A 12,323-nucleotide genomic window follows, 5' to 3' on the forward strand; every position below is an offset into this window, starting at 1 on the left:
CTTCGTCCAGAGCAGGCCAACTGGGGCAAGGCAACGCGGCAAGGCATACTTGTCCGCCGGTTGTCCCTGCGCCCATGGCACATGCACGGCCCGCCCGCGACCACAGACACACTCCCGCCCTCAAGGCTGCCCGCCAACCGCCCAACAGGAGGCATGCATGCTCCCCGCCGCGTACCAGACCTTTCTGAAGGAACTTCTGGAGTTCATCCCCCGCCGCAACGTGTTCACCGACCCCCTGCGCACCCTGGCCTACGGCACCGACGCCAGCTTCTACCGGCTCATCCCGAAAATCGTGGTGGACACCCACAACGAGGACGAGGTGGTGGGCGTCATCAAGCTGGCCAACAGGCACCGCCTGCCCATGACCTTCCGCGCGGCGGGCACCAGCCTTTCCGGCCAGGCCGTGACCGATTCCATCCTGGTCCGCCTGGGCGACGGCTGGCGCAAGTACGCCATCTTCGACAACGCCACCAAGATACGCCTGCAACCCGGCATCATCGGCAGCCACGCCAACCGGCTGCTGGCCGAATTCGGCAAAAAGATCGGGCCGGACCCGGCCTCCATCGACACCTGCAAGATCGGCGGCATCGTGGCCAACAACGCCAGCGGCATGTGCTGCGGCGTGGCCGAGAACAGCTACAAGACGCTCAGCCACATGCGCATCGTGTTCCACGACGGCACCGTGCTGGACACCTCCGACACCAAGAGCCGCGCCGCGTTCCAGCGCAATCATCCGGAAATCGTCAACGGCGTGGCCGCGCTGCGGGCGCAGATCATGGGCAAGCCGGACCTTGCCGACCTGATCACCCGCAAGTTCAAGATCAAGAACACCACCGGCTACAGCCTGAACGCGCTGGTGGACTTCGCCGACCCGTTCGACATCATCCAGCACCTGATGGTGGGCTCGGAAGGCACCCTCGGCTTCATCAGCGAGGTGACCTACCACACGGTCACCGAGCACGCCCACAAGGCGTCGGCACTGATCATCTTCCCCACCATCCGCGACGCCTGCGAGGCGACGATCATCCTGCGCCAGCAGCCCGTGTCCGCCGTGGAAATGATGGACCGCGCCTCGCTGCGCTCCGTCGAGGACAAGCCCGGCATGCCCGACGGCTTGCAGGGCCTTCCTGCCGACGCCGCCGCCCTGCTGGTGGAAACCCGCGCGGGTGACAAGCCCACCATGGACGACCAGATCGCCCGCATCACCGCGTCCATCGAGGCCATTCCCAAGATCCGCCCGGTGGCCTTCACCGACGTGCCCGCCGAATTCGGCATCCTGTGGAACGTGCGCAAGGGCCTGTTCCCGGCCGTGGGCGCGGTGCGCAAGGTGGGCACCACGGTCATCATCGAGGACGTGGCCTTCCCCATCGCCTCGCTGGCCGACGCCACCCTGGAACTGCAAACCCTGTTCGTCAAACACGGCTACGACGAGGCCATCATCTTCGGGCACGCCCTGGAAGGGAACCTGCACTTCGTGTTCACGCAGGACTTCAACACCCAGGCCGAGGTGGACCGCTACCGCGCCTTCATGGACGACGTGGCCGCCATGGTGGTGGGCACCTACTCCGGCTCGCTCAAGGCGGAGCACGGCACCGGCCGCAACATGGCCCCGTTCGTGGAACTGGAATGGGGGCGCGACGCCTTCCTGCTGATGCGCGAGCTGAAGACCCTGTTCGACCCGCACGGGCTGCTCAACCCCGGCGTGATCATCAACCCCGACGCGGAAGCGCACATCCGCAACCTGAAGCCCCTGCCCGCCGCGCACACCATCATCGACAAGTGTATCGAGTGCGGCTTCTGCGAACCCATCTGCCCGTCCAAGGACGTGACCTTCACCCCGCGCCAGCGCATCGTGGGCTGGCGCGAAATCTCGCGCATGAAGGCGGGGGACGAAAAAAGCAGTCTCCTCAAACAATTGTTCTCGGGCTACGACTACCTGGGCGACAACACCTGCGCCACCGACGGCCTGTGCGCCACGCGCTGCCCGGTGGGCATCAACACCGGCGCGTTCATCAAGGAACTGCGCGCCGACAAGGTGGGGCCGCGCGCGCAAAAGGCGGCGGACTGGGTGGCCCGCCACTACGCCGGGGTGTGCCGCACCGTGTCCGTGGCGCTGACCGGGGCGGACCTGCTGCACCGGGTGCTCGGCTCCGACGTCATGGACAAGGGCGCGAAATTCCTGCGCGTGGTCTCGCTGAAAAAGGTCCCGCTGTGGACGCGGGCCATGCCCACCGGGGCGTCGGCCCCGGCCCACGCCCCGCGCGGCCCGGTGTCCGACCGCAAGGTGGTGTACTTCCCCAGCTGCATCGCCCGCTCCATGGGTCCGGCCCGCGACGACGAGCAGCGCGATCCGCTGCCCGCCAAGACCATCGGCCTGCTGCTCAAGGCGGGCTACCACGTGCTGTTCCCGGAAAAGCTGGGCGAGCTGTGCTGCGGCCAGCCCTTCGAGAGCAAGGGCTTCAAGGCCCAGGCCGACATGAAGGCCAAGGAACTGTCCGAAGCCCTGCTGAAGGTCAGTGACAATGGCTCCGTGCCCGTGCTGTGCGACACCAGCCCCTGCCTGTACCGGATGAAGGAAACCCTGGACAAGCGCCTGAAGCTGTACGAGCCCATCGAGTTCGCGCTGGACCACCTGACGCAGGCGCTGGACTTCCGCAAGGCGGAGCGCACCATCGCCATCCACTCCACCTGCACGGCGGTGAAGCTGGGCCTGCCCGGCAAGTTCAAGCAACTGGCCGAACTGTGCGCCGAGCAGGTCATCGTGCCGGAAGACGTGTTCTGCTGCGGCTTCGCGGGCGACCGGGGCTTCAGCTTCCCGGAACTGAACGCGGGCGCGCTGAAGGAACTGCGGCGGCAGGTGGAAATCTGCGAGGAAGGCTACTCCACCAGCCGCACCTGCGAGATCGGCCTGTCGCTGCACGGCAAGATTCCGTACCGCAACATTCTGTATCTTGTGGACGAAGTGACCACGCCCAAGACGGCGTAGGGGCGGGCGAGGCCCCGCGAGGGCATGAACGAAACGACCGGGAGTGGCCGCAGGGCCGCTCCCGGTCTTGTCATGCGCGTGGGGCAAGGCGAATGGGGCAGGATGAGGACGCGCGTCCGGCACCGCGCCTACCACAGATAGGGTTCGGCCTCGCGCCACTGGAAGATGAACGGGTCGCCCGGCGGCGGAATGAGCCGGACCGCGTCCGCCGTGAACACCCAGCCGGGATTCAGCGACCCGGCGAACACGTCGCGCGGGGCAAGGCGGGCCAGCTTGCCGGGCAGCTTTTCGCGGGTCAGGTGGCCGTACACCTCCACCCACTGGCCGTCGCTCAGCCCGGCCAGGATGTCCCGCGACGCCGGAACGGGCTGTGCGAGGGCGGCGCCCTGTGCCGGGGCGGGGCGGGCGTCCGCGTGCGGCTTTCCGGCGGGCTCCCGCACGCCGGGCCGCACCGCAAAACCGCCCGCCGTGGCGTCGGCCAGGCAGCAGTACAGGCTCACCCGGAACACGGCCACCGCGCCCTGGGCGTCCAGCGCGGGGTGGCGGGTCACCGCGCCCCGGAACACGTAGCGCCCGGCCAATTCCTCCGGCCTGTTGCGCTGCTCCAGCAGGAACAGTTCCGCCAGGTTGATGCGCACGTATTCCTTGTCCGCGTACGTGGCGCGCGGCCCCAATTCGTCCTCTCCACCGTCGGGCACCGGCGCGTCGTCGAAGGAGCCGGGCTTGCCGGAGGCTTCCCAGGTGTCGGGCGGACCGGCAAACGCGTCCGGGTCGTCATAAGGAGCGGCGGGCCGGGCGGTGGGCCGGACATCGGAACCGCTCCCGGCGTCGGCGGGCGGCAGGCTGTCCGCCACCTCGCCGCCAAGCCGCCCCGTCACCATGCCTCCCTGCGGGGACGCGGCATCCAGGCCCCACCAGTCCACCGTGGCCGTCAGGCACACGCACAGCAACAGCCCCAGCAACAGCGCCCGGCGCAGGGGCACGGGGCGCGGTCCCGGCCGGGACCCAGACGAGGCTCCGGCCACGCCGCGCAGCAGCACCGCCGTGCCCAGCACGGCCAGCGCCGCGCCCGTGAGCAGGGTCAGCCACAGAAAGCGCGGGTTCAGGAGCATGGAGTAGTTGCCCGACCAGCCCAGCCAGGCGATGACCAGGGCCATGCCCCACAGCAGCGCGGCATCGGCAAGGACGGCGGCCGGGGGTCGGCGGAACATGCAGACAGGGTGGACAGAACGGACGGGGCTCATTCCAGCACCCCCAGCCCGGCCAGCAGCATGCACGCCGCCCACACGCAGAGGGTGGGCAGCACCACCAGCCGCAGCACCAGCCCGCGCCGGAACGCCGCGCCGTACATGGCCATCAGCTTCAGGTCCAGCATGGGGCCCAGCGCCACGAAGGCCAGCCGGGCCGACGCGGGAAAGCCCACGAACGAGGCGGCCACGAAGGCGTCGGCCTCGGAGCACACGCTGAGCAGCACGGCCAGCCCCATCAGGGCCGGAATGGCCAGGGCCGGGCTGTCCATGAACAGGAACAACGCCTCGGGCGGGGTGAAGGTGCGGAACGCGGCGGCGGCCAGCGCGCCGGGCAGCAGCCAGGCGCAGGCGTCCAGCAGGTCGGCGGTCATGTGCCGGGCCACCCCGTGCAGTTGCGCCGCGCGGGACACGGTGACGGAGGACGCGGCGAAAGCGGGTGACGCGGCCAGGGCGTCCTCCACCTCGCGGAAGTGCGGCAGCAGCGGCGCTTCAACGAGGTGCGGGAGGGGGCGGTCTTCGTCATGGTCATGCCCGCAGCCGCACCCGCAGGCGTCCGGCAAACCGGACGCGCCCGGCGAATTGGGGCGCAATGCGCGGTCCACGGCCATGCGGCGCACGGAAACGCCCACCGCCACCGCCGTGGCGGCCACCACCGCCGCGCGCAGCCCGGTCATCAGCACATCGCCGCGAAAGGCCACCCAGGTGGAAACCATGACCACCGGGTTCACCACCGGCGCGGCCAGCATGTAGGCCACGGCAGCGGGCACAGGCACCCCCTTGGACAGCATGCGCCGCACCACGGGCACCACCCCGCATTCGCAGGTGGGCAGCACCGTGCCCAACGCCACCCCGAAGGCCAGCGCCCCCGGCAGGGATTTGGGCGCCCGCCGCTCCACCCAGGCGCGCGGCACGAACACCTCCATGCAGGCGGACACCAGCGAGCCCAGCACCAGGAAGGGCAGGGCTTCGAGAAACACGGCAAGCGCGGTCTGGGCGAGATGGATGAGGCGTGCGTCCATGGGATGGCGGGGATGGCGGGAATGGTGTGGATGGTGCGGTGACGGGAAAATGGCGGACGGTGGAACGGCCGGTGGATGCGCACCGCCACGCCCGCATACCCCGCGCGCGGCACGAATGCAACCGGGTTGCATCCATGGCGTCCGCCGCTCCCGGTTTGCGGCACATTCATATGTCCATTCCACGCCGGACATGATATGCAACCGGGAAAACACCCCGCACTTCCGCTGCTCTCGCCTGTAGCGACCGCTCCTATCAGCATTCATTCATGTAAAATAAATATTCATTATTTATTTCACATAAACCTCACAAAAATACCTGGCGTCACCCTGCTTCGCTTGTGCGCAAAGTGCATTTTTTCGCATTCCCGTTTTCCGTTGCCCGGTTTTTTCACGGCTGGTAGGGGCGGCCTACCGACACGCCGCCATCCCGTATCCGGCTGCCCCGGCTGGCAGGCCCAGGCAGAACCACCGGATGCGCACCACGGCCCCGCCGAAGGCTCGCACCCTCCTTCGCCGGGAGCATCGCCGGTTCCATCCCCCGCCTGCGCGGGCATGACGAGCATGCCCTGACAAGCCCAGGCAGGAACGGACAGGAACGGATGCGGCGTCCCGCCACAGGCTGCGCGGCAGCGCCGCGCCCAGGCAGGCACGACACGCAACACGGGCCGCACGCCCGAGGAGAACGCACATGTCGCTGAGCTACAAGGAAATGCAGCAGGTCCTGATGGACGAACTGCGTCTGTACCACTACCCCATCGCCGTCAAATTCTTCTTCGACGAGGCGGAACTGGAAACCTTCAAGGAAAAGGCCGAGTTCTACCTGCCCGTGAAGCCCATGACCTTCTGCCAGTGGGAAATCGCCGCGCGCATGAAGGGCCAGACCGTGCTGTCCGGCCCCGAGGGCCTGGGCTGCTCCAACGCCCTGGTGTCCTTCGGCTGGAAGGAAATCGACGACAACGAGATCAAGAGCCACGCCAAGTACGTGCGCGACCTGGCCCAGGCCGAACGCTTCGTGCGTTCCAAGCCGCGCCTGCCCGAAGGGCTGAAGGCCATCGCCGTGGGGCCGCTGGGCGACGCCGTGGTCGATCCCTCGGTCATCCACTTCTACTGTGACAACATGCAGGCCTACCACCTGGCCGTGGACTACATGGCCGCCACCGACCAGCACCCGCTGAAGACCAACGTGACCATGAACTCCTCGGCCTGCGGCGGCACCGTGTACTCGTACCTGGAAAAGACCGCCAACATGCTGCCCGCCTGCTCCGGCAGCTACAACGCGGGCAAGACCGAGCGCGGCGAGATCAACTTCGTCATCCCCGGCGAACACATGGGCCTTACCGTGGAACGCCTGCTGGAACGCAAGCGCAACCTTGGCAGCAGCGCCATCACCCGCCCCGGCGACAACTTCCCCGGCGCGGACGTCTGCAAGAACTGTCCGCTGATCATCTTCAAGAAAGAAAAGTAGGCACGACGGGGGCCGCCGCCATGTCGCCCCCCGTGGGCGGCGGCCCCCGTTCCCGTTTCGGAAGCGCACCGAAAACCATCCCAAGGAGAGAGACCGTGTCCAAGCACACCAAACACCTGCTGTTGCTCGCGGCCGTCGTTGCCGTCAGCCTTCTGTGGTTCGAGCCCGCCTGGGCCGACAAGCTGTCCGACGCCATCGACGGCGCCGTCCAGGCCGGCAAGGTCAAGCCCGACGACCCCAAAGGCTTCCTCGGCATTCCCGGCGCCCCCCACGTCAGCCCCATCCTGTCCTTTGCCTGGGCGATCTGGGTGGGCTGGATATTCTCCACCGTGGGCGCGTTCGGCGGCGTCATGGCCGGTGTCGGCCACATGACGGTGTTCGGCCTTGGCGGCTACGTCAAGACGCTGGGCAAGGACCTGCCCCTGAACAAGATGGCCACCGACTCCATCCGCGCGTCCAACCAGTGGCTGGTGGGCTTCTCGTCCCTCATCTCCTCGTTCAACTACTACAAGATGGGCCGCCTGGTGCTGCCGCTGGCCCTGGCCCTTGGCGCGGGCTCGCTGCTGGGCGCGTGGGGCTCGGCCACGTTCTTCGCGGGCAAGGTGTCGTTCTCGCAGTACCAGGGCTACTTCGGCCTGTTCGTGCTGGTGCTGGGCGTGTACCTGTTCTGGGAAACCTCTCCCGCCGGCCAGGCTTCCAAGAAGAAGGCCAAGGAAGCCGCCAAGGCTTTCGAAGAAGCGGTGAAGAAGATCAAGAGCGGCGAGCAGGTGGATGAAAAGTCCATCGGCGTGCACGTCATCTCCACCAGCCTCACCCGCTGCGTGTTCACCTTCTCGGGCGTGGAATTCTCGTTCAACCCCATCCTGCCCGTGGTGGGCGGCATCGTCATCTCCGCCATCGCCGCGTTCCTCGGCGTGGGCGGCGGCTTCCTGCTGGTGCCCTTCCTGACCAGCATCTCGCAGCTGCCCATGTACCTGGCCGCCGGCACCTCTGCCCTGGCCGTGCTCATCTCCATGGTCACCTCCATCGCCACCCTGGTCAGCAAGGGCACCCCGCTCGACTGGACCCTGATCGGCACCGAACTGGTGGGCATCTTCCTGGGCTCCATCATCGGCCCCCGCACCTCCAAGTACTTCTCCGACATGTGGCTGAAGCGCCTCTTCATCGTGCTGGCCCTGTACGTCGGCATCGACTACGTGCTGCGCGGCTTCTTCAACTACCGCATCTTCGGCTAGCCGAGTCCGCTCCGCGATACGCCGGGGGGCGGGGCCTGCGCCCCGCCCCCCTTCACTTTTCTTCCGAACAGAGGCAACCTGCACCCATCATGGATACCCTGCACGCCGCCCTTGCCTGGCTGGACCCCCTGTTCATCGCGCCCTACCGCCTGCCGGGCAACGCCCTGGCGGGCTTCGCGCTGGGCACGGCCGTGCTGGCCCTGTGGTGCATCGCGTTCGGCAGCGCGCTGTCGCTGTGCGCCACGCGCATCAACCGCCGCCGCCTGGCGGAGCTGCGCCACGGCATGGAACATCATCACAAGCTGTCGGAAGCGGCCCTGCGCGCGGGCGACAAGGAAAGCTACAAGGCGGTCAACAGGCAGGCCCACGAGGCGTTCGGCCACTATTTCTCGCTGGGCGGGGCCATGTTCTGCGTGTCCATCATCCCCCTGCCCTTCGCCCTGGCCTGGATGGACATGCGCTTTGCCGGGGCCACGCCGGAACTGCCGTGGGACGCCCCGCTCATCGGGCAGCAGCCCTCCATCCTGTTCTGGTTCCTGCTCCTGTACATTCCGCTGCGCATCATCTATGCCAACGTCATGTCCAGAATAGGGTGGTTCACCCGCTTGCAGGCCTGGGCCGCCACGCCGCCCGCCAACATCCCCCGCGAAGAACCCGCGCACGCCCCCGCCCCCGGCGACCCCGGCTGTCGGGACGGCCGGGACGGCCGGGGCGGCCAGGGCGGCTAGGGCCGCCTTTCCCTTCCGGAGCCACACGGTGCGCACCCGCTTTCTCGCCATAGCCGCCCTCGTCATAGCCATCGCCGCCGCCATCCAGCTGTGGTGGGACGCGGAACCCGTGACCCGGGTGGACATGACCCGCCGGGCCGAGGTGAAGGCGCCCGAGGCGGTGCCCGCCATCACCTACGCCTACCTGCCGCAGTATTCCCACTCCACCTCGTACCTGCGCCACCGCGCCCTTGTGGAATACCTCCAGAAGGCCACCGGCCTCGCCATCCGCCAGGTGTTCCCCGACACCTTCGAGGCGCACCGCCGCATGGTGGAACGCGGCGAGATAGACATCTCGTTCTCCAACCCCATGACCTACGTGCTGCTGGCGCAAAGCGGCGCGCGGGCCTTCGCGGGCATCGTCGAACCCTCGGGCCGGGCCACCTTCCGGGGGCAGATCATCGCCCGGGCCGACAACTCGGCCATCAAGAACGAGCGGGACTGCCGGGGCAAGCGCTGGATCGCCGTGGATCCCTATTCCGCCGGCGGCTACCTGTTCGTGCTGGGCCATTTCCACGACAAGGGGCTGTCCGAAAGCGACTTCGCCGAAATCGCCTTTGCCCCCGGCCCCGGCGGCAAGCAGGAAAAGGCCGTGCTCGGCGTGTACGCGGGCCGCTACGACATCGCCTCCATCCGCGAAGGCACCCTGGGCATCCTGGAAGGCAAGGTGGACCTGTCCGCCCTGAAGGTGGTGGCCAACACCCGCGAATACCCCAGCTGGGTCTACGCCGCGCGCAAGGGGCTGGACCCGGACATCGTGCAGCGCATCGCCGCCGCCATGTTCGCCCTTTCGGAAAACGACCCCGAGCACGAACGCATCCTGGCCGCGGCGGGCATGCGCGGCATCATTCCCACCACCGACAGCGACTACGACCCCTGCCGCGAACTGTTCTCCAAGCTACGGCTGGACTCGTCCAAGGTAGGCGTCGAATGAACCCGCTGCGCCGCCTGAACTTCCGCCGCAAGCTCAACCTCGGCATCACGCTCATCGTGCTGTTCGTGGCCGCGCTGCTGTCGGTGTTCGTCACGCGCATCGCGGCCAACGCGCTCATCGAGGAAAGCAAGCGGCGCGGCGCGGTGCTGGCCTCCAACCTGGCCCTGCGCGCGGCCGACCCCATGCTGTCCACCGACTTCCTGCGCCTCAGGAACCTGGTGGACGAAGTGCTGAACGTGGACAGCGACATCGTCTACGCCTTCATCGTGGACGACCGCGGCCAGGTGCTGGCCCACACCTTCGGCCGCACCTTCCCGCTGGACCTGCTGGAAACCAACAAGGCCGAGGACGGCCACCTTGCCGTGCGCCTGCTGGACACCGGGCGCGAGCGCATCTACGACTTCGCCGCGCCGGTGATGGTGGGCGGGCGCGAGTTCGGCGCCGTCCGCATCGGCCTTTCGCGCACCAAGGTGCTGGACGTGGTCAACGGCATGATCCTGGCCATCAGCGGGCTTTCGGTGGTGGCGCTGCTGGTGGCCGTGGTCATCAGCGCCCACTTCGCCAAGCGCATCACCGCCCGCATCGGCGCGCTGAAGGTGCACGCCGAGGAAATCGTGCGCGGCAACCTGCACCTGCCCGCCACCACCTCCCTGCGCCGCAACTGCTGGGAACAGCGGCTGTGCGGCCGCACCGACTGCCCCGCCTACGGCGACACCGAACGCCGCTGCTGGTACGTCAAGGGCACCGCCTGCGCCGGGTGCGACGGCCGGGCCTACCCCGCCAAGCTCGCCCAGTGCCGCCAGTGCGAGGTGTACGAAACCTTCGCGGGAGACGAGATAGAGGAACTGGCCGACACCTTCGACGTCATGGCCCACGCCCTGCGCGCCCACATCGCCGACCTGCGCGAGACCGAGCGCGACCTGACCCGTCAGCAGGGCATCATGCGCACCATCCTGGAAGTCACCCCCGACCGGATGGCCCTGCTGGACGAACACCTGCGCTATCTTTCCGTGAACAAGGCCTTTGCCGACTGGCTGGGCCTGCCCCCGTCCGGGATCATCGGCAAGAACGACTTCGAGCTGTTCCCGCGCGATACGGCCGAGATGCGCGTGGCCGAGAACCGCGCCGTCCTCACCACCGGCATGCCCGTGTACCGCGAGGCGCAGGACCGCCGCGACGTCCTGAACCAGAGCGGGGGCCAGAGCGGGGGCGACAGCGGGGGCGGGAATGGAAGCGGGGCCGGAAGCGACGCCGCCGCGGACTTCGGCCACGGCCGCGACGAATGGTTCCACCTGGTCAAGGTGCCCGTGTTCGACGAGGGCGGGCGCATCATCGGCGTGCTGTCCACCGCGCGCGACATCACCGCCATCCGCAGCTACCAGGACCAGCTCATCCAGTCGCAGAAGATGGAATCCGTGGGCAAGCTGGCCGGGGGCGTGGCGCACGAGATCAACACCCCCCTCGGCATCATCCTGGGCTATGCGCAGCTGCTGCAAGAGGACGTGCCCGCCGAAAGCCAGATGCACCAGGATCTGCAAATCATCGAGAAGCAGGCCAAGTTCTGCCGCAAGATCGTCTCCGACCTGCTGGGCTTCTCGCGCCAGACCCAGAGCCAGAAGAAGGAGATGTGCTTCAACAACTCCATCATGGAAGTGGTCTCGCTGGTGCGCCACACCTTCTCGCTGGAGAACGTGACCATCCTCGCCGACCTCGACGACCGGCTGCCCGTCATCTACGGCGCGCCCGAAAAGCTGAAGCAGGTGTGGATGAACCTCTTGCACAACGCCTCGGGCGCCATGCCCGGCGGCGGGCTGATCAAGGTGCGCACCCGGCTGGACATCGTGAACATGACCGTCACCGCCTGGTTCGCCGATACCGGCATCGGCATCCCCGAACCCAACCTGCAACAGATCTTCGACCCGTTCTTCTCCACCAAGCCCGTGGGCAAGGGCACCGGCCTCGGACTGTCCGTGTCCTTCGGCATCATCGAGGACCACGAAGGCTTCATCGAAGCCCACAGCCCCCTGCCGCCCGGCTTCATCGACGAAGATATGCCCCAGGGCGCCGTGCGCGGCCCCGGCTCGGTGTTCCGCGTGGTCCTGCCCCTGGAACCCCAAGGGGCCGCCGACCTGCCCGACATCGACCCCAGGGAGAAGGTGCAGCCGGAAGACCCGGCAGAAAATGCGAAAGAACGAACCGGGGAGGGGACCCTTTGACAAGGGTCTCCCTCCCCGAACCCCTCCCCCCCAAATTTTTCATTTGTGGGGAGCGAAGGAAGGAAGCCCATGGCGGACATCATCGTGCTGGACGACGTCATCGACGCGGGCGTGCTCATCAAGCGCATCCTGGAGCGCAAGGGGCACGCGGTCTCGGTGTTCACGGACGAGGAGGAGGCCATCGCCCACGTGCGCGGCAAGGGCGCGGACCTGGCCATCCTGGACATGAAGCTGCGGCGCATGACAGGGGTGGAAGTGCTGGAAGAGCTGAAGAAGCTGCGCCCGGACATCCGGGTCATCATGCTCACCGGCTACCCCACGCTGGAGACGGCCCGCGAATCGTTGCGCCTGGGGGCCAACGAGTACTGCGTGAAGCCCATCGACAAGGACGAACTGGAAAGCAAGGTGGCCGAGGTGCTGGGCGCGTAGCGTCCCTGCGATATCTTTCCGT

9 protein-coding genes are annotated in these 12,323 nt (G+C 67.7%); 7 read left to right on the top strand and 2 right to left on the bottom strand.

All coding sequences use genetic code 11. The annotated features are described in order from the left end of the window. Positions 1-157 precede the first annotated feature (157 nt). Positions 158-2,986, top strand: coding sequence for an FAD-binding and (Fe-S)-binding domain-containing protein (locus tag ACR4XJ_RS13115; protein WP_434755621.1), 2,829 nt, complete (start codon positions 158-160; stop codon positions 2,984-2,986). Between the two features lie 128 nt (positions 2,987-3,114). Here the strand turns inward: ACR4XJ_RS13115 and ACR4XJ_RS13120 are convergent, their stop codons facing one another. Both ACR4XJ_RS13120 and ACR4XJ_RS13125 read right to left on the bottom strand, forming a co-directional pair. Continuing rightward, positions 3,115-4,197, bottom strand: coding sequence for a hypothetical protein (locus ACR4XJ_RS13120; protein WP_434755622.1), 1,083 nt, complete (start codon positions 4,195-4,197; stop codon positions 3,115-3,117). 29 nt (positions 4,198-4,226) lie between these two features. Further along, positions 4,227-5,255, bottom strand: coding sequence for a permease (locus ACR4XJ_RS13125; RefSeq protein ID WP_434755623.1), 1,029 nt, complete (start codon positions 5,253-5,255; stop codon positions 4,227-4,229). Between the two features lie 688 nt (positions 5,256-5,943). Here ACR4XJ_RS13125 and ACR4XJ_RS13130 point away from each other — a divergent pair. The 6 genes from ACR4XJ_RS13130 to ACR4XJ_RS13155 all read left to right on the top strand — a co-directional run bounded on the left by ACR4XJ_RS13130 (position 5,944) and on the right by ACR4XJ_RS13155 (position 12,301). Further along, complete coding sequence (locus tag ACR4XJ_RS13130; RefSeq protein WP_434755624.1) at positions 5,944-6,720, top strand: DUF169 domain-containing protein; 777 nt, start codon at positions 5,944-5,946, stop codon at positions 6,718-6,720. A gap of 95 nt (positions 6,721-6,815) precedes the next feature. After that, complete coding sequence (locus ACR4XJ_RS13135; protein ID WP_434755625.1) at positions 6,816-7,955, top strand: sulfite exporter TauE/SafE family protein; 1,140 nt, start codon at positions 6,816-6,818, stop codon at positions 7,953-7,955. A gap of 89 nt (positions 7,956-8,044) precedes the next feature. Continuing rightward, complete coding sequence (locus ACR4XJ_RS13140; RefSeq protein ID WP_434755626.1) at positions 8,045-8,683, top strand: hypothetical protein; 639 nt, start codon at positions 8,045-8,047, stop codon at positions 8,681-8,683. A 28-nt stretch (positions 8,684-8,711) separates the two neighbouring features. Beyond that, on the top strand, positions 8,712-9,656 hold the full coding sequence (locus ACR4XJ_RS13145) for a phosphate/phosphite/phosphonate ABC transporter substrate-binding protein (protein ID WP_434755627.1): 945 nt from the start codon (positions 8,712-8,714) through the stop codon (positions 9,654-9,656). Continuing rightward, positions 9,653-11,872 (top strand): ATP-binding protein, encoded by a 2,220-nt coding sequence (locus tag ACR4XJ_RS13150; RefSeq protein WP_434755628.1) that lies wholly within the window; start codon positions 9,653-9,655, stop codon positions 11,870-11,872. Before ACR4XJ_RS13145 ends, ACR4XJ_RS13150 begins: the two co-directional genes overlap by 4 nt. Before the next feature lie 69 nt (positions 11,873-11,941). After that, entirely contained in the window at positions 11,942-12,301 is a 360-nt protein-coding gene (locus ACR4XJ_RS13155) for a response regulator (protein WP_007525627.1), read from the top strand. Positions 12,302-12,323: the final 22 nt, after the last annotated feature.

It is taken from the genome of Nitratidesulfovibrio sp. D1 (assembly GCF_051133415.1).
Lineage (GTDB): Bacteria > Desulfobacterota > Desulfovibrionia > Desulfovibrionales > Desulfovibrionaceae > Cupidesulfovibrio.